15 protein-coding genes are annotated in these 17,776 nt (G+C 39.8%); 5 read left to right on the top strand and 10 right to left on the bottom strand.

Going from position 1 to position 17,776, the window contains the following annotated elements:
• Nucleotide 1: 1 nt before the first annotated feature.
• From AT15_RS02470 to AT15_RS02505, 8 genes are read right to left on the bottom strand one after another with little or no spacing between them, the layout of a single operon-like run.
• Nucleotides 2-499, bottom strand: coding sequence for a FumA C-terminus/TtdB family hydratase beta subunit (locus AT15_RS02470; RefSeq protein ID WP_068346013.1), 498 nt, complete (start codon nucleotides 497-499; stop codon nucleotides 2-4).
• Nucleotides 486-1,307 carry a fumarate hydratase gene (locus AT15_RS02475; RefSeq protein WP_068346015.1) on the bottom strand — a complete coding sequence of 274 codons (822 nt, stop codon included), beginning with the start codon at nucleotides 1,305-1,307 and terminating at the stop codon, nucleotides 486-488. Before AT15_RS02475 ends, AT15_RS02470 begins: the two co-directional genes overlap by 14 nt.
• Nucleotides 1,308-1,320: 13 nt before the next feature.
• A complete protein-coding gene (locus tag AT15_RS02480) occupies nucleotides 1,321-2,757 on the bottom strand; it encodes an argininosuccinate lyase (RefSeq protein WP_068346016.1) in 1,437 nt (478 codons plus the stop codon).
• Entirely contained in the window at nucleotides 2,744-3,649 is a 906-nt protein-coding gene (locus AT15_RS02485) for an amidohydrolase family protein (RefSeq protein WP_068346018.1), read from the bottom strand. The genes AT15_RS02480 and AT15_RS02485 overlap by 14 nt, the downstream gene beginning before the upstream one ends.
• A 5-nt stretch (nucleotides 3,650-3,654) precedes the next feature.
• Nucleotides 3,655-4,476 carry a carbohydrate ABC transporter permease gene (locus tag AT15_RS02490; RefSeq protein ID WP_068346020.1) on the bottom strand — a complete coding sequence of 274 codons (822 nt, stop codon included), beginning with the start codon at nucleotides 4,474-4,476 and terminating at the stop codon, nucleotides 3,655-3,657.
• Between the two features lie 19 nt (nucleotides 4,477-4,495).
• Nucleotides 4,496-5,383: a carbohydrate ABC transporter permease gene (locus tag AT15_RS02495; RefSeq protein WP_068346022.1), complete on the bottom strand. Its 888-nt coding sequence runs from the start codon at nucleotides 5,381-5,383 to the stop codon at nucleotides 4,496-4,498.
• 56 nt (nucleotides 5,384-5,439) lie between these two features.
• On the bottom strand, nucleotides 5,440-6,702 hold the full coding sequence (locus AT15_RS02500; protein ID WP_068346024.1) for an extracellular solute-binding protein: 1,263 nt from the start codon (nucleotides 6,700-6,702) through the stop codon (nucleotides 5,440-5,442).
• Nucleotides 6,703-6,741: 39 nt separating this feature from the next.
• Complete coding sequence (locus tag AT15_RS02505; protein WP_068346026.1) at nucleotides 6,742-7,869, bottom strand: ROK family transcriptional regulator; 1,128 nt, start codon at nucleotides 7,867-7,869, stop codon at nucleotides 6,742-6,744.
• A 254-nt stretch (nucleotides 7,870-8,123) separates the two neighbouring features.
• Between AT15_RS02505 and AT15_RS02510 the strand changes: the two genes are divergently transcribed.
• From AT15_RS02510 to AT15_RS02530, 5 genes are all read left to right on the top strand, one after another.
• Nucleotides 8,124-9,266, top strand: a complete 1,143-nt coding sequence (locus AT15_RS02510) for a CD0519/CD1768 family membrane protein (RefSeq protein ID WP_068346028.1) — start codon at nucleotides 8,124-8,126, stop codon at nucleotides 9,264-9,266.
• A 332-nt stretch (nucleotides 9,267-9,598) separates the two neighbouring features.
• The gene (locus AT15_RS02515; RefSeq protein WP_068346031.1) at nucleotides 9,599-10,987 is read left to right on the top strand and encodes an ATP-binding protein; all 1,389 of its coding nucleotides are present in this window, start codon (nucleotides 9,599-9,601) and stop codon (nucleotides 10,985-10,987) included.
• Nucleotides 10,988-11,273: 286 nt separating this feature from the next.
• Nucleotides 11,274-11,837 carry a 5' nucleotidase, NT5C type gene (locus tag AT15_RS02520; protein ID WP_068346033.1) on the top strand — a complete coding sequence of 188 codons (564 nt, stop codon included), beginning with the start codon at nucleotides 11,274-11,276 and terminating at the stop codon, nucleotides 11,835-11,837.
• Nucleotides 11,838-11,857: 20 nt separating this feature from the next.
• Nucleotides 11,858-14,368, top strand: coding sequence for an alpha-amylase family glycosyl hydrolase (locus AT15_RS02525; RefSeq protein WP_068346035.1), 2,511 nt, complete (start codon nucleotides 11,858-11,860; stop codon nucleotides 14,366-14,368).
• 350 nt (nucleotides 14,369-14,718) lie between these two features.
• A complete protein-coding gene (locus AT15_RS02530) occupies nucleotides 14,719-15,534 on the top strand; it encodes a mechanosensitive ion channel family protein (protein WP_068346037.1) in 816 nt (271 codons plus the stop codon).
• A gap of 280 nt (nucleotides 15,535-15,814) precedes the next feature.
• Here the strand turns inward: AT15_RS02530 and AT15_RS02535 are convergent, their stop codons facing one another.
• Both AT15_RS02535 and AT15_RS02540 read right to left on the bottom strand, forming a co-directional pair.
• Nucleotides 15,815-16,918, bottom strand: coding sequence for a vWA domain-containing protein (locus tag AT15_RS02535; RefSeq protein WP_161484646.1), 1,104 nt, complete (start codon nucleotides 16,916-16,918; stop codon nucleotides 15,815-15,817).
• Between the two features lie 13 nt (nucleotides 16,919-16,931).
• Nucleotides 16,932-17,408 carry a hypothetical protein gene (locus AT15_RS02540; RefSeq protein WP_068346041.1) on the bottom strand — a complete coding sequence of 159 codons (477 nt, stop codon included), beginning with the start codon at nucleotides 17,406-17,408 and terminating at the stop codon, nucleotides 16,932-16,934.
• Between the last annotated feature and the right edge of the window lie 368 nt (nucleotides 17,409-17,776).

A 17,776-nucleotide genomic window follows, 5' to 3' on the forward strand; every position in this document is an offset into this window, starting at 1 on the left:
ATTAACCTCTATCGTATATCGAATTACCGAAGCTGTCGATAGCCACAATCAATGGGAATTTTTCGACTTCCAATCTGTAAACTGCTTCAGGGCCAAGCTCAGGAAAGGCTATTATGTCCGCTTTCACTACTTTTTTTGAAAGGGCAGCTGCAGTCCCGCTTGAAGTGATGAAGTATAGAGCCGAGTATTTTTGGCAAAGCTCTCTCACATAATCATTTCTCCTTCCCTTTCCAATTGTTGCCCTTACACCCAATTTCAGGAGCATTTCCAGAAATGGGTCCATCCTTATAGAAGTTGTGGGCCCAATAGCCCCAATTTCCGATCCAGATACTTTTTTCGCCGGGCCTGCGTAAAAAATTATTTTCTCCTTGAGATATAGAGGAATCTCTCCCTTAGTTTCAAGGATTTCTCTTAACCTTTTTTGAGCTGCATCACGCATTACTATAAACTCACCTGAAAAGTGTATCATTTCTCCGACTTTAAATTCAGGAATCTTCAATTATGAAACTTCCTTTCCTGTGCAAATAACAATCGACCGAAAGGGCAACCGGCAGAGTGGCTATGTGTGTTGGATAGTGCTCTATATTTACTGAATACGCGCTTATACCATTGCCCAGCCCCTGATACCCAAGTTTTAAGGCATTTATCTCTTTCAGGAGTTCCTCTTCTAAGAGACTATATTCCTTAACGAAGTTCCTTTCTTCAAACCCTCTTGTTAAAGCAAGCTTTGAAAGCAAAAGGGCTTCTTCGGACGTTCCACCTATGCCTATCCCCACATGTAATGGCGGACAAGCATTTGCACCAAGACTTTTTATATGATTAAGGACTATCTCTTTTAGATCTCTTGTGCTTGATGATGGGCGCAGCATGAAGAGAGCACTTAAATTCTCGCTTCCACCACCTTTTATCAAGAACCTTGTCTCCAGCTTATTACCTTCAACCATAAAAATGTGGCAAATTATCGGCGTGTTATCCCCGGTATTAATGCGCTCAAAAAGAGGATCAGAAACCACCGAATATCTATAAGGTTGAGAAATATATACATCTCTTACAGCTTTTTCGAATGTTTCTGGAAGAGGTTCTTCCAATCTTACTTTATGACCTATAAAGGCAAAAAACTCAACCATGCCCGTATCCTGACATAAAGGTAGCTTTTCTTTTTCAGCGATTTCCATATTTTCCAGGATAATTTCAGAAAAAGGCCCTTTATATTTTTCAGCTTCTTTCCGAACTTGCTCACAAGCAATTGTATTAGCCTTAATAAGTTCGCTCTTAATGATTTCACAAAGTTTGTCAGCTATAATCATACAATCACCGTTTTCATAAAGTGCTGAGAATTTCGTTCAAAGATTTCTTGTAATCAAGTGCTTTTTCACTGAGCTCATTGCATTTCTTTTGTGCTTTTTCCAAAGAGTTTTCAAACTCTCTCAGAAGTTTTTTCATACTTTCTTTGGAAGGTCCCCCGTATATTTTTCTCACTTCCACAAAGTGTTCAGGAGAAAGTATTTCCCGAATTTCCTTTTCGGAAAAGCGAAATGGCTCTCCCGTTTCCCTTTCAAAACTCTGTTTTAGCACATCAAAAGATTTACCTGAGCGCACAAAAGCTGAAACTATTTTATGTGCCGTTCGAAAATCTATATTTGCTTCTCTTACAAAAGTATCTGCTAGCTCTGTCGTTGTTGCTCCGGAAGATATAGCCAGTTCTTCGCATTTTTTAGCGTTTACTTCCACTGCATCTATTACCGTTCTCAGTAATACCAATGCGGAATCAACGTATTCGCTTGCACTATCGAAAATCCTTAGTGGAGCATCTGCTACTTCGTTAACATCTTGAAAGGGGACATTTCTGAAAAGTGTGGTTAGATTCACAAATTCTCCTGCAGCCATTTCTGAAAAAATCCTTATATGTTCAAGAATTACAGGGTTTCTTTTTTGAGGCATTATACTGCTTATCTGCACGAGATCATCTGGAAAGTCGACCAGTCCCACTTCATTGGATGCTTTATGACTGATGTCGGCGATAAACCTTCCGATATCTTCAAGAAATAATCTGATGACTGACGAAGGATATGTAATCCAGTGCGATGAAACTATCGCACGATAAGAGTTTTCCACTGGTCTTTTAAAACCTAAAAGCTTTGCAAGCTCTTCGCGATCAAGATTAAATCCGCTTGTAGTTATAGCAGCTGAACCAGCTGGACAAAGATTTACTATATTATATGCTGCAAAGAACTGTTCGAGGTCTTCCATAATTTCAAAGGCAAAAGCCGATAAATAATGGGCAAAGTTAGATACTTGTGCAGGTTGCCCATGAGTGTAAAGTAAAAAGAGTTCTGTTCCAGTTGTTAAAATTTTTCTATGAATTCTCTTTAAAAGGAGAATTATTGATCTCATAATCTTGAGGAGCCTTTCTCTTATATGCATCCTAAAAACAGTTGTATCAAGATCGTTTCTGCTTCTCCCTGTATGCAAATAGCCCGCAATAGCAGGTCCTATGAGTTTTGAAAGCTCTTCTTCAAAAAGGAAAAAAAGGTCTTCAAAACCTTCTGGCAATTCTTCTGGCAAATTTGTTTTTTCTTCAAAAGTTAAAATCGCTTCCTTTATTTTTCTTGCTTTTTCAATGTCTATTACTCCGCATTTCTTAAGTACTATAAGATGCGCTTTGTTTTCTTCGATGAAGTATTTCAAGAAATTTTCTTTCCAGTTTTTATATGAGGGGTAAAGGACATGTCTTAGATAATTCTCATTTATTCCCATTCACGGCACTTCCTTTAAGAAGAGTTTCTATATTCTTATACAAAACCATGTCGATTTCATCATCTTTCATTCCAATATAAACCATGGCCCTGTATTGTTCATCGAAATAGCTCTTTGAAAACCCTCTGGGGAACCAGCTGGAGTCTGTTCCAAAGATAATCCTCTCAGGACCGATGGTTTCGTAGTATTTTCTGAAGAGCTTTTCAATAGTAAGTTCATAAGGCATCCATCTCATCCACTGATTCGAACCGCTTGTGTCTATAAATACATTTGGGCAGGTCCAGCACAAATTAAGGGTTTCAAAAACATATCCGTCGCCAAAGTGAGGGATTATGAAGCTTATTTCCGGGAAATCTTTGGCAACATCGTGAATGATCAGTGGATTTATGTTGATGTGACTTGCAATTCCTCCAGCACCGCCCATGATTCCAAAGTGAATGAGAATGGGGATTCTGTAACTCTGGGCTACCTCCCATACAGGATAAAGGCTTCTATCATTCAAAGGAACTGAAACTTTGGGACCAAGAATTTTGTAACCATTCAATCCCTTTTGCAGATATTTTTCAAGCGTTTCAGCAGCATTTGGTTCTGCTGGATCATGGTGGGCATATCCCACAAACCTATCGGGGTGAGAAGATACTATTTTCAACATATTATCATTACCGTTCGCAGTAACAAAGACAACTTTAGAAAGGTCATATTTAAGAGTTTCTTTGTACCATTCCTCAATTAATTCTTCCAGATCATCTATTTTCTGTGGAACAGGAAATTGCCATGCTTTTCTCCACTTTTTGCGTTCTGATTTAACCCATGGGTGAACTTCCCTATTCATAATGCTTCTAAGATCTGAAAGTGGAAAGTGAACATGTGAATCGATTACCCTCGTTATCATAACTGTCACCCCTTCAATCCGGACATGGTAATGCCCTTTACGATTTGCTTCTGGAATATGAGGAAGAAAATTATAAGCGGTACTGTAGAAACTGCTGCCCCTGTCATGATGAGCTCCCAACTCATAGAATTTTCACTGGAAAAATACGCTACCCCAACGGGTAAGGTATACATTTCTGGTGAAGAAGTAACTATCAATGGCCACAAGAAGGCATTCCAATTGCCAATAAAATTGAAAATCGCAAGTGTAGCTAGAGCAGGTTTTACTAAAGGAAGTACTATCTTGAAATAGATGCCAAATTCCGAAACACCATCTATTCTTGCTGCATCGATAAGATCATTGGGAATTGTAGACATAAACTGTTTCATGAGAAATATACCGAAAGCGCTTATCATACCTGGAAACATGATGCTCCAGTAAGTCCCCATCCAGTGAAGATTTCTCACCATAATGTACCATGGAATCACCAGCATCTCGGTGGGTATCATCAATGTGCTGAGAATCAAGATGAAAATAAGTTTTCTGCCAGGAAAATCAAATTTCGCAAGTGTATAGCCAATCAGTGAATCAAAGAAAAGGACTGAAATCGTTGTTATCATCGCTATCAAGAGACTATTCAAGAACCATCTTGGGAAAAGCGAATAATTAAAAATATATTGATAGTTGTACAATGTTGGATATTTTGGAAATAGGTTGAATTCATATATTTCACCAGAGTCTTTGAAAGAAGAAGAGAACATCCAGATAAAGGGAAATACCATCAGCACGGCGAATATGGTTAGAAATATGTATGCTGAAACAGTTAATAATCTATCTCTTTTAATCATTTCATCACTCCTAAAACCACTAATATTCTATGTTTTTGTTCAGGATTAACATCTGAACGAGAGTTATTACCATGATTATTCCAAAAAGAATTACAGTTGCCGTCGCTGCAGTTCCCATATCAAAGGACATAAAAGCTTTCTGATATATATAGAGAACAAGAGGTTTGGTGGAATTCAGGGGACCTCCCGAACCTTGATCGGTCATATTGTAAACTTGAGTGAAGATCCTCAAAAAGGTAATACTTTGAGTAATAGCGAGAAACACGATTATAGGATTTAGAAGAGGGATGGTTATTCTCCATAAAATCTGCCTTCTGTTGGCACCATCGATTTTTGCAGCTTCAATATACTCCTGAGGAATCGTTTGTAAACCAGCTAAAAAGATGATTACACAATAGCCTAGGTTAACCCAGACAGTGGTGACAACTATTGAAGGAAGGGCTTGCGAAGTGCTCATCAAAAAAGGTTGAGAATCAATCCCAAAGATCGTTAGCAAATTGTTTATGAAGCCTATTGGAGGTTGTTGATACATCCATTTCCAAACCCAGCTGACTGCAACGAGGGGAGTAATGTAAGGCATAACGTAAAGCAATCTATAGAAACCTTGAAACTTTTTTATTCTATTCAAAACTAATGAAAGATATAAAGAAACAATTATAACTGCTGGCACACCAAATACAACATATTTCAATGTGTTCACTATGGCTTTCATAAAAACTTCGTCCTTGAAGATGTTTATATAATTCAAAAGGCCAATGAAATTCTTTTTTGGAGATATCAAATCCCAATCTGTGAAGCTCAACCAAAATGAATACACCATGGGATAAAATCTCACTACGATAAAGAACAAAAGTGGTACAGATAAAAAAACATAAGCTGTTAGTATTTTTTTCTGTCTTAACCGCATTCTACACACTCCCAAAATACAAAATTCAGCCCGGGGCTAGCCCCGGACTGAAAAAATCACTGAATAGAACTCCAGAAGTTGTCAAGAACCTTTTGCTCCTCTTCAGCAGCTTCTCTCCACGCAACTTCAGGAGATATACCTTTCAAAACGACTTTGTCAACTGCATCCATCATGACCTGTCTCTGAGCAGACTCATCAACGAAGAACGTCGCATGTGCATATTCCAACCCTCTAAGGAATGCTCCGTAAACAGGATCATCATAGTATTCCTTTGCTAGTTCAGGATTTGCAGGGAGTTCACCGACATTTTTAAGCCAGAGTTTCATGGATTCTGGTGAAGACAGGAATTTGATAAACTTCACTGCTGCCTCGAGCTTCTTGGGATCTTGCGTTGCATTTGTTGTAATGCCATTAGCCCAGAAAGATGCAAAATTGGATTTCACACCCATATAACTTGGAAGCTCTGCAACACCCCATTCAAGGCCTTTTATCTTGTTAAGTGTCCCTATTCTGAAAGAGCCATCAATAGTCATCGCTGCTTTTTGCGCCTTAAAGGCCGTTACATCATCATTCATGAAGCCGGGATATCCAACCTTATCTACTGTTATCAAATCGGTGTAAAATTTTAGAACATCGGAGCCAGCACCAGTTTTGTCGTAAAGAACTGTTCGAGAGTCTGAGGTATAGGGAACTCCTCCAAATTGTCTTACAAGGACTTCTCTTATCCAATGATGTCCCTGCCCAGAAGGTTGCATGGTGAGACCTTCCTGGACAATGTTTCCTTTCTTATCATACACTGTGAGCCTTTTGGCATATTCAACAAGCTCCTGTAAAGTTGTTGGTGGTTTCTCGGGATCAAGCCCTGCTTGTTCAAAAAGCTTCTTATTCCAGAAAAGAGCCAGCGATCTAACAGCAATAGGCAGAGCGTAATATTTCCCATTAAACTCTATTCCCTTTGATACAAAAGAGAAAAACTGTGATTGAAGATATTCCTTTGAAAAGTCCTCTTCGGGAAGGGGAATTAAATACCCTGAAGTAACGTACTTGGGAATCCACCCATAATAAAGGTTGATTACATCGGGTCCGACACCAGCTGGAATAGATGATGCCACTTTTTGATTGTAATTGGCATAAGGAAAAGTAACGTGTTCCACTTCAATATCAGGATTTTGCTTTTCAAATTCCTTGATCAGCTGATCAATGGTGATCTTCTTTGTTTCATAGAAATATTGCCAGTAAGTAATCTTTGTTTTTGCCGCAAAAGTAAAACTGGTAAGTAATACACCAAGCAGCACAAGAAGCACAAAGAACCGTTTCATAAAAACGCCCCCTATGTGATTTTGCCCGTTATGGGCAATTTATAAAAGAATTTCAGTTTGTCCGTGATAAACCGCCCCCAGCACTACTCCCAGCTCACCCAGCAAAGCCCTCTTAAAAGTAACTCTTTGGTATATCTCTTCAGGCACAATTTTTCGTATTGTCGGTAATATCAACTCAATTAAAGTTTCATACTGGTTATAGCCAATTCCACCAGTTATAACAATCACATCGGGATCAAAGAGTGTTATTATATTTCCGAGTGCTACCGCAAGATGTTCACAACCTTTAGTTAATACCTTTCTGAACATTTTGTCTTCTTTATGGGAAGCAAAGAACTCTTTAAGATTTACCTTTTTCCCAGTTAAATTACCAAATGTTTTTTCAAAACTGTATCCTGAAAACCAACTCTCAAGGCTTCCAAAGCCATTTGTAGATGCTTGATCATTGGGCCAGCTTGTAATCATATAACCTACTTCCCCTGCCATTCCGTGAGAACCTTCATAAACCTCGCCGTTTATCACAAAGGCTCCCCCTGTACCAGTACCTAGAGAAAGTAGAAACATATTTTTTGAGCCTCTAGCAGCACCTAACCACAACTCTCCCAGCGCATTCAGAGTTACATCATTCGCAACGCGAACGGGAAGGCCAAAACGCTTTTCCATTTCTTTGGCAAGGTAAATGTTTCTAAGGTCGAAAGATGGTATGTAATGTACAACCTGATCATCACTGCTTACAGTACCAGGAACTCCCATGCTTATCGCCAACACTTTATCTTTGGGAATTTGCAAAACACTGTTGATACCTGTTTCAACAAGAGAAAAAAGCTCTTCTTTGTTCTTTATCCCTTTCGTGGAGAAATTCGTCTTTTCCAGAATTTTCCCTTCAAGATCTGTTAAAGCAGCTATCATTTTTGTTCCGCCTATGTCAAGTGCCACAATGTATTTGAAGTTGGGGACAAAAGAAAGTAGAATTGGCTTTTTTCCACCTTTTTTTGAGCTTAACCCGCGCTTTTTTTCCACCAACGCTCCCAAAGATACGAATTGTGAAACAATTTTTGACACAATCGGCTTACTGAGTCCGATTTGCCTGGAGATCTCAGCCCTTGATATAAGACCATGCTTTCTAACTGTTTTTAGAACATTTATCTCAGTCTTTGTAAAATTCATCGTAAATACGCTCCTTGTTCTGGGGTGTTAATTAGTAATCTTAATTAACTAACTAAATATAGCATCTTTTTGTCTAATATCCAAATTAAAAAAGGTCTTGATTAAAACATATATTCGCTCCATAAAAGAAATAACCGGCGAAAATCTGCTCCATTCAACAATAATTATGCATAATTTACTTTTATGCAGGGATTGTCCGGTTACTGGATTTGTTATAGACTTGAACCGAAAACTTAATTTAGAAGGGTGAGCAAATGAAAAGCACTCAGAGAAAAGCACTTGAACCAATCTTTCTTCTAATATCTTTTGCCTTCTTTCTTTGGCTTTTTGGCAGCCGAATGGGATTGGGCAATATGTTTAAAACAATAATGTACACAGCACATGACCTTCTCCTCAATACTGTATTCTTCATCATGGCAGTTGCCGTTTTGACTGGAGCGTTGGGCGGGCTTTTATCAGAATTTGGTGTGGTGAGGTTATTAAACAAGCTCCTATCACCATTAATGAAGCCCCTTTATGATCTTCCAGGGGCTGCCGCTATTGGTATAATCACAACATACTTATCTGATAATCCAGCTATACTCACTTTGATAAAAGACAGGTACTTTGTGAGATGTTTCAAGCAATATCAACTACCCCTTATGTGTAATCTGGGTACTTCTTTTGGTATGGGTCTCATGTTAACCACGTTTATGATCGCACAGTCAGCTATTGCGGGATACAATTTGCTAGTTCCAGTACTGATTGGAAATGGCGCAGCAATAATTGGCAGTATAATTTCTGTAAGAATAATGGGCCATTTTACACGAAAGGCATTTAGAAACACGGCAGCCTTTGGCGAGATTTCCATACCTTCCAGTACAGAGGCGCATACTGAGAAAAGTTACTTTGAAAGATTTATGGATGCGGTTCTCGAAGGTGGAAAGAGCGGTGTAGATTTGGGTCTTTCCATTATTCCTGGCGTTTTGATTATTTCCACCTTTATCATGATGCTCACTTATGGCCCTGCGTCACCTTCTGGATACTCAGGTGCCCCATACGAAGGTATAGCTGTATTACCATGGCTGGGTGAAAAGCTCTTCTGGATATTGAAATTACTCTTTGGATTTAATTCACCAGAGCTTATTGCTTTCCCATTGACTTCTCTGGGATCCACTGGAGCAGCCCTCGCCCTTGTGCCAAAGTTCATTGCCGATGGCATACTCATGCCAAATGATGTTGCTGTACTTACCGCTATTGGTATGTGCTGGAGTGGTTACCTCTCAACCCATGTAGCCATGATGGACTCTCTGGGATCTCGAAATCTTGTTGGGAAAGCCATATTCAGCCACACAATTGGTGGAATAGGAGCCGGGATAATTGCCCATTTGTTATATACTTTGGTATCATTGGGGTGATTATGGAAACTAGAAAATCGTTGTACGTTGTGCGTGGCTTGAAAAGCCGAGAACCGAGAATCCGAGAGCCGAGAGGGCGAGACCCAAGAGAACTTCTAAACACCAGCAGAGCTGGTCGTGGCAACTCCGAAGGAGTTCATAACACTGGCGTAGCCAGTCATACCCACGCGCAGCGTGCTTAGCCGATGAAAAGCAGCTCTCGGATTCTCGTCTCTTAAGTCAACCGTGTCATCAGTTCATAGTGTGTTTTTGAGAGAATCAAGAATCAGAATTATAGTTGCAACTATTATAGTATAAAATATAATATGCTATAATTTTATAGGGGTGGCTATGTGTTTGTAAATAGAGATAGCGAGTTACAACTTCTCGAGAATGAGTACAATGCTAATAGAAGCTCCTTTGTAGTTATGTACGGGCGGCGGAGGATTGGAAAAACGACGCTGTTAAAGGAGTTTATAAAAGGCAAAAATGCGATCTATTTTCTGGCTACTGAAGAAAATGAAGAGCAAAACCTGAAGTATTTTCAGAATCTTGCTTACGAAAAGACCCGAAAAAATATATTAAGACCAGAAAATACAGTGAGTTGGGAAGACATATTTGATCTCCTTACCCAAGGAAAAGAGCGGCAGATAATTGTTATAGATGAATACCCATATCTTACAATAGACAACAAGGGGTTCTCTTCAAAGCTCCAACGAATCTGGGATGAAATCCTCAATGAAAGAAACGTAATGCTTGTCTTATGTGGTTCCATGGTGAATATGATGTATTCCGAGACCCTTAGCTACTCAAGTCCCTTGTATGGTAGAAGAACTGCACAAATAAGGTTAAAACAAATGGATTTCGAATATTTAAAAGCTTTCTTTCCCGACAAAAGCAAAACTGAACTGATAGAGCTTTATTCCATTACAGGTGGTGTGCCAAAGTATATCGAGTTATTCAACAATGATAAAAACCTCCATGAGAATATCAAAGATAATATACTGGCGAAAGGCTGTTTTCTATACGAGGAACCAGTGTTTCTACTCAGCAAAGAATTCAGAGAAACGGGAACTTACTTTTCTATATTGAAAAGCATCTCCGAAGGAAATCACAAATTAGGTAATATAGCCTCAAGGCTAAATATCAAGCAAACGTCGTTAAGCTACTATCTCAAGGTTCTAATAGACATGGATCTCATTAAAAGAGAGGTTCCGATTACAGAAAAATACCCTGAAAAAAGCAAAAAAGGGCTTTACATGATAAAAGACAACTTCATTTTGTTCTGGTTCAAATTCGTTTACCCGTATAGAAGCCATCTTGAATTAGATGATACTTCTTACGTGATGGATAAAATAACCAATGGCCTTATAGACAATCACATAAGCTTTGTATATGAAGATCTGTGCAGGAATCTTATAAGAAAGAAAGCCATGATGGGAGAATTCGGTGGAAATATTGCCAAAGTCGGTAAATGGTGGGATGGCACAAATGAAATAGATATTGTTGGTGTAAACAGAGATGGCGAAGCTGTTCTTTTTGGCGAATGCAAGTATCAGAATCGCCCCACAGGACTTATAACCCTTCTTGAATTAGAAGAAAAATCATCGAGGCTCAGGAACAAGGAAAAATTATTGGTGTTGTTTTCAAAATGCGGATTTACCGATGAACTTATCGAGTATTCATCAAACAAAGAAAATATTATCCTCTTTAAGTTGCTTGATATTATTAGCGGGGTATAGATGCTGACAATGTTTGCGGGGCTGTGCTGAGCTAAAGCTGCTATGCAGCGGGTAAGCACGCTGCGCGTGGGTATGACTGGCTAAGCCAGTGTTATGAACTCCTTCGGAGTTGCCACGACCAGCTCTGCTGGTGTTTAGAAGTTCTCTTGGGTCTCGCCCTCTCGGCTCTCGGATTCTCGGTTCTCGGGCACTTAGTCTCGAATCTCGGAATCTCGGTTACTTTTTCTCGCCTTCTCGGTCACTTAGTCTCGGTTCTCGAATCTCGACTAAAAAAAGGGGTGGTTACATGAAAATAATGATCGACATGGACGATGTTTTGACTAACTTCAACATAGCATTTTTAAAGGTTGCAAATGAGATGTATGGAACACCTGTTGATGCTATTATTACAGTCTGGGACTTTTGGAAATGTGTTCCGGGGTTGACTCTTGAAATGGAAGAAAAGGTGTGGGAAAGGATAAAATCTACTGCCAACTTTTACGAGAGCTTACCTGCATATGCTTCTCCTGAAGACCTGAAAAAGCTCGCTGGTTTGTTAAATGAAGGGATTCATGAATTTTATTTCATCACTTCCCGTTTTCCAACAAAAGGGAGAAGTGTTCAGGCTCAAAGCCAGAGATGGCTCGAAAAGCATCTTGGGTGTTCCGGGGCGGTCATTGTCAGTTCCAATAAGGGACAGCTTTGCCAGATACTTGGTATAGACTATGCCATTGATGATGCTCCGCATCACATTGAAAATCTTCTCAGCCATGGAATTAATACTTATATAATTGATTGGCCTTATAACAGGCATATAGAGCATAGATTCAGGATCAAGACGCTTGGGGATTTCCTTGATAGTGTGATTTAATAATTAAGGGGGTTATTATTATGAGAAATGTGAAATTCCTTATTTTGCTTATCTTGTTTATGCAATCTCTTTTATTGTTCGCAGTGGTTTCTCCAAAGTGGGAGGATCAGATAATTTACTTTGTTATGATTGACAGATTTGCTAATGGGGATACGACAAATGATGATTTTGGCTTCGGAGAATATGGTAATGACAATGCTCATTACAATGGTGGCGATTTGGCGGGGCTTATTGAAAAACTCGATTACATCAAAGGATTGGGAGCAACGGCAATTTGGATTACACCTCCTGTTGCCAACCAGTGGTGGAATCCGTGGGTGAATTACGGTGGATATCACGGTTACTGGGCAAGGAATTTCAAGAAAGTGGAAGAGCATTTTGGCGATCTTGAATTATATAAAAAGTTCGTGAATGAAGCCCATAAAAGAGGGTTACTGGTTATTCAAGATATAGTCGCAAATCATGTCGGGGATTATTTCAAATTTGTCGATGGCGAGTTTTTGCTTAACGTCAACAGTGTTCCAACAAGCGCGCCAGAGCAAAGCCCCTTTTTCTTCAACAATTACCCCGAGGATAAGGATAAAAATATCTATCATTGGACTCCTGACATCAGAGACTTTTCCGATCCCGATCAGAAGTTGAATTACCAGATGTCCGGCCTTGATGACCTGAATACCGAAAACCCGGCTATTATAGAAGCCTTAAAAGATTCTTATAACTTCTGGATAAAAGAAGTAGGGGTGGACGGATTCAGAATTGATACCGTAATTTATGTCCCTCACGAATTCTGGAAAGAATTTCTCTCGGGTAATAATGGCATATATGAGATAGCCAAAAGTGTTGGTAAAGAAAATTTTATAACCTTTGGGGAAGCCTGGGTGAGATCAGATCCTTTTGATGATTCTGGAGAACAGGTTATAGAAAGCTATTTTAATGACGGCATGAACGCTATGCTTGATTTCCCTCTCAACATCGAAATCAGGCGTGTATTCAAAGAGGGGAAAGCAACGGCAAATCTCAGATATAGGCTTGAAAAACGTGAAGAATACAATCATCCTGAGCGGTTGGTTACTTTTGTCGATAATCACGATATGGAAAGGTTCTTAAAAGGTGCAGGTTTAGCTTCTTTGAAGCAAGCGCTGGCCTTTCTGTTCACAGTTCCAGGTATACCCGTTATTTATTATGGAACTGAACAGGGATTCTCAGAGACAAGGGCAGCCATGTTCAAAGAGGGATACGCCTCCAATGGTATCGACCACTACAACACAAATTTTGAGCTATATAAGTTTATAAAAGAATTGACTGATCTGAGGAAATCATATCCTATCTTTAGAGATGGAAAAATCACCGTATTAAAGGATAACCCTAATGGGCCCGGTATTTTCGCTTTTAAAATTGAGAACCCTGAAACCACAGCGTTTGTGCTTTTGAATACCGCTGATGAAAGAAGGATAATAACAAACCTCGATACCGGCCTTGAGCCCGGAATGGTGATAGAACCGATTTATGCATACAGTATCCTAAAGAAAAAATACACCGTTGGCGAAGCGGGAAAACTCAACGTTACAATGAACCCGAGATCTTTTTATGTTGCGGTGGCAACAGATCAGAGAAAGAGTTACAAAACATCAACGCTTGAAATATATCCAGAGTTAAAAGATGGCCAAAAAATCAGCGGAAATATTCTGCTAAAGGGAATTGCGGTTAATGCTACTTCTATAAAAGTCATCTTCGATAGTCGCGTGGATTCAAGTGATACAGTAGCAGTAGTGGATGGAGAGTGGTCTTATGAATGGGATATTTCAAAATTCGACCCAGGAGTACACACAGTGGTGTTTAAAGTTTATGGTGAAAAGAAAACAGACTACATATATTCAGAAGATTACAGGGTCGAAATTGACATTCCAGAAGTGGCGCTTGTTCGGGAATCAGATCCTGAAGGCGATGACAAAGGTCCTTACGGAAAATATTCATATCCAACGGATATAACATTCAAAAATCAAATGGACCTTTTAGGTGTAACTCTCAAACAGGTTGGCGGGAGCCTTGTGCTTTCAATGAAAATCAAAGATCTCACCACCTCGTGGAGCCCCCAAAATGGATTTGACCATGTTACCTTCCAGATTTATATAGACGACCCTAATAAAAAAGGCTCAAAGATCCTGCCGTATCAAAACGCTGAGATGCCTGAAGGTACTGATTGGGATTACTTCATCTTTGCCAATGGCTGGTCCATAGTCGCTTATTCTTCAGAAGGGAGCGGACCACAATCCTTTGGAAAACCGATTTCACCCACACCACAAGTAAAGACAAACAGCATGACTGGTGAAATAACCTTGATAATCTCGGGTGAGCTTTTCGGGAGACCCGATTCTTACAGCGGATTCAAGTTTTACATAACCACATGGGATTTTGACGGAATTGAAGCCAAATACAGAGACCTTTTCCCCCAGCCTATGTCCTACCATTTTGGTGGCGGCACAAAATCCGATCCATACATCATGGACGATATATTCTTTGCTATTTGGTAATTTATCGATTTTTACAAAAGAAGACCTTGACTTCTATAAGTCAAGGATGAATTTTGCTTTGTTGTGATAGAACACTGTGCTATAATATAAATAGGTTGCAAACGAAAAACAAGTCTGCAACCATCAGTAGGGCAGGGACTGCCCGAATTTACGCCTGTGGACTGTGCTCTGGCGGCGGAACCCGAGAGGGGTCTACGAGTCATCACAGGTTGAAGCAGGAAGCCATGTCTTCTATAAGGCGTGGTAGTTCACTTGTTTTCCACGTAGCCTCCTAATATAAGGAGGCTGTTTCTATTTCTTTGAGAATTAGGAATTTGAGAGTTAAAATTAGTTATTTAGGGGGTGAAATAATGGATTGGGAAGCCATTAAGACCACCATTGTGGAATTCATGACCACATACGGTTTGAAGCTCATAGGTGCAATAATCACTCTTATAATTGGTTTTTGGGTGATAAGAATAATCGGAAAAGTGTTAAGAAAAATCTTTGAAAAGAGCAAGATGGACGAATCGCTTAAGGGGTTTTTAGTTTCGCTCGTAACAATACTGCTGAAAGTGCTGCTTCTCATAACAGTACTTTCAATGCTAGGCATCGAAATGACTTCATTTGTTGCTTTAGTAGGGGCAATAGGGCTTGCGATTGGTTTTGCTTTGCAGGGAACTCTGGCAAATTTTGCGGGTGGTGTTCTCATTCTCTTCTTCAAACCTTTTAAGGTAGGGGATTTTATTGAAGCCAATGGATATATGGGAACTGTTAAGGAAATACAGATTATAAATACAATATTGAATACTCCTGATAATAAGGTGATAATCATGCCCAATGGCCCTCTGGCGAGCAGCGTTATAACAAACTTCTCCAGAGAAAAGACAAGGCGGGTGGATTTAACATTTGGAGTTGGTTATGAAACCGACATCAGAGAAGTGAAGAAAGTTTTGGAGGACATTGTTCAAAACCATGAAAAAGTACTCAAAGAACCCGCACCGCTTATCCGGGTCGCCGAGCTGGCTGATAGTTCAGTGAATTTCGCAGTTAAAGTCTGGGTAAATGCTGCTGACTATTGGAATGTATATTTTGACCTTCATGAGCAAGTAAAATTGGTATTTGATGAAAAAGGCATCTCCATCCCCTTCCCTCAAGTGGATGTCCATATGCAAAAAGAATCTTAAGGCTTATCGATTTTCACAAAAGAAGACCTTGACCTCTATGAAGTCAAGGATGAATTTTGCTTTGTTGTGATGAGACACTATGTACAATATGGATAGATCGCACACGAAAAACAAGTTTGTTACCATCAGTAGGGCAGAAACTGCCCGAATTCACGCCTGTGGACTGGGCTTTGACGGTGGAACTCAATGGAGGTCCACGAGTCATCGCAGGGTAAGGTGTGGTAGTTCACAAAAAGGCCTTATCGAAAATGGATAAAGCGGAACTTTATGTTCCGCTTTATCAGTAAATAACTCCTGAAAGTTCCTTCCTTCCTTGAGTGCCATCAGGAAGTTCCACAAATACGCTCAAGTCATGAGAATTGATATACGAATCCGTCTCAAAGAATATGAGCCATGAAGAGAGTATGTATTCTGTTAGGCCAATCTCTGAAAGATCAGGCTCTTCTGAACCTTCCTGGTAAATTGTAAGCCCGCTGGTTGCGTTAACAAGTTCCCTTGGATCACCTGGATGGCTGAAATCAGTATCGCTTTCAAAGTAAAACGTGCCTGTTGAAGCTATTATATGAAAGGTAGCGTATCCATAAATGGCTTCAAGAACATCCTGTTTTGTGTACTTAGCGGAAAAATCATTTTCTGGAACGATACCATATGGCCAGGCAATGTCAGGGGGTTGGTCTCCCGTGTAATGGCTAAAGGCGTCTGTTAGTAATATAATGACTCTTTCAGCATGAGGTCTCCAATTTATGTTATTCCAGGCAAACATTATTGCGCCATAGATATTTTCTGGAAGATCCCGTCCGCCATAAGCTACTAATTCAGTTGAATAGTCGCTCGCGGCCCCTGGGCTTGAAAGGTTTATAAAGGGAGTTGAATAGTTTGCGCCTTCATAAACCGGATCAGATGGCGCATAATCTCCAAAGGGTATTATGGATGCCTTCGCATCATATCCAGCATCAATCAGCGCTTGAAGAAAATCTTGAATACTGCTCTTAATACCGGAAATTTCGTCTGACATACTTCCGGTAGTATCTACGAGGAAAACTATATCCGCACCAATGCGAACTTCTGTTTCCTTTGTCATCACAAAACCCTGAGCTTTCCCATCCTCAAAAACCAATACTTTACCATCGTCAAGGGAGCCCAGATAATCGGGAATGCTCATTCTCAATTTCAAAGGCATTGGAGAAGTCACAGGGTCAAACAAAGGATTGCTCGATGGGAGTTTATCAATGGCAAAGAAGATCTCCAGATCATTGCCCCACGCGCCTGGAATCTTCACACCAAAAGGATCAAGGGGAATTTCTTGCTGTAAAACAGGGATAATTCCGCATGAAGCTAAGAGAATTACAGCAGAAGCCAATAATAACCTAAGTAGTTTTTTCACCATGACCATCTCCTCAATAATTCAATCCAATACCGGCATTAACATAGAGAACTCCAGACCAGCCAATTAAGTAGGGGCTGTCAACCAGGCCTGCGATGGTCATTACTTCACCGAATATATGGATTAATTCAGATAACTTGAGCCTGATTCCGGCTTTAACCCTAAATGAATTATCAGAATAAATAAAAGCTTGAACCTCATGCAAATCTACAAGGATTATAAAACCCAAACCGGTATAAAGGGTAAAATTGTTTCCCAGCCTGAAATTCAAAGATACAGCAGGATCAAGTTCCAGCAAAGAAGAAATCTGGATGACCGGGACATAGCAGTTGAGCTCAGATCTGAAAAAACCTTTTCCTGATTGGAGGCCCACACCCAAAAATTGCCTCTCCAATCCGCTGAGTTCAACTCCCATTGAAACGTATGTACTTATTGAAAGGGCAACGATAGCAAATAATAAAATAACCCCCACACTAATCAGTGAACGCATGTTCATCCCTCCCAGATAAAATTATATCAATCGTTCGCAAGAATAAAGTCAATGTGAAAAGCTTATAAATTAATTATTCTCGCTTTTTCTGAAAACATTACTGCACGTTTACTGGAAAGAAATATAATATGCACTTGTTCTTACCAATGCATTTCGAGGAAAACTCGATAATCTATTCAATTATAGGGTGTCTCGAAAATCAGTAACAACCAATAATATCAGCCACCTTTCTGTGAGGACGGCTGTTCAAGACATTGAAAATAACACAGAGGTTGTATGCCAATATGGCCAAACCCAATACCGCATCATAATTCCTGTTTCTCACATACCAGATGTATTCCAGAGTGAAATATTCTTCTAGAATGTTA

The sequence above is a fragment of the Kosmotoga arenicorallina S304 genome (assembly GCF_001636545.1).
Taxonomy (GTDB): Bacteria; Thermotogota; Thermotogae; order Petrotogales; family Kosmotogaceae; genus Kosmotoga_B; species Kosmotoga_B arenicorallina.

Excerpts from the sequence above, each read along its gene's own strand:
- AT15_RS02475 (WP_068346015.1), bottom strand. The coding sequence starts at position 1,307 with ATGATTATAGCTGACAAACTTTGTGAAATCATTAAGAGCGAACTTATT.
- AT15_RS02480 (WP_068346016.1), bottom strand. The coding sequence starts at position 2,757 with ATGGGAATAAATGAGAATTATCTAAGACATGTCCTTTACCCCTCATAT.
- AT15_RS02485 (WP_068346018.1), bottom strand. The coding sequence starts at position 3,649 with ATGATAACGAGGGTAATCGATTCACATGTTCACTTTCCACTTTCAGAT.
- AT15_RS02490 (WP_068346020.1), bottom strand. The coding sequence starts at position 4,476 with ATGATTAAAAGAGATAGATTATTAACTGTTTCAGCATACATATTTCTA.
- AT15_RS02495 (WP_068346022.1), bottom strand. The coding sequence starts at position 5,383 with ATGCGGTTAAGACAGAAAAAAATACTAACAGCTTATGTTTTTTTATCT.
- AT15_RS02500 (WP_068346024.1), bottom strand. The coding sequence starts at position 6,702 with ATGAAACGGTTCTTTGTGCTTCTTGTGCTGCTTGGTGTATTACTTACC.
- AT15_RS02505 (WP_068346026.1), bottom strand. The coding sequence starts at position 7,869 with ATGAATTTTACAAAGACTGAGATAAATGTTCTAAAAACAGTTAGAAAG.
- AT15_RS02510 (WP_068346028.1), top strand. The coding sequence starts at position 8,124 with ATGAAAAGCACTCAGAGAAAAGCACTTGAACCAATCTTTCTTCTAATA.
- AT15_RS02520 (WP_068346033.1), top strand. The coding sequence starts at position 11,274 with ATGAAAATAATGATCGACATGGACGATGTTTTGACTAACTTCAACATA.
- AT15_RS02525 (WP_068346035.1), top strand. The coding sequence starts at position 11,858 with ATGAGAAATGTGAAATTCCTTATTTTGCTTATCTTGTTTATGCAATCT.
- AT15_RS02530 (WP_068346037.1), top strand. The coding sequence starts at position 14,719 with ATGGATTGGGAAGCCATTAAGACCACCATTGTGGAATTCATGACCACA.
- AT15_RS02540 (WP_068346041.1), bottom strand. The coding sequence starts at position 17,408 with ATGCGTTCACTGATTAGTGTGGGGGTTATTTTATTATTTGCTATCGTT.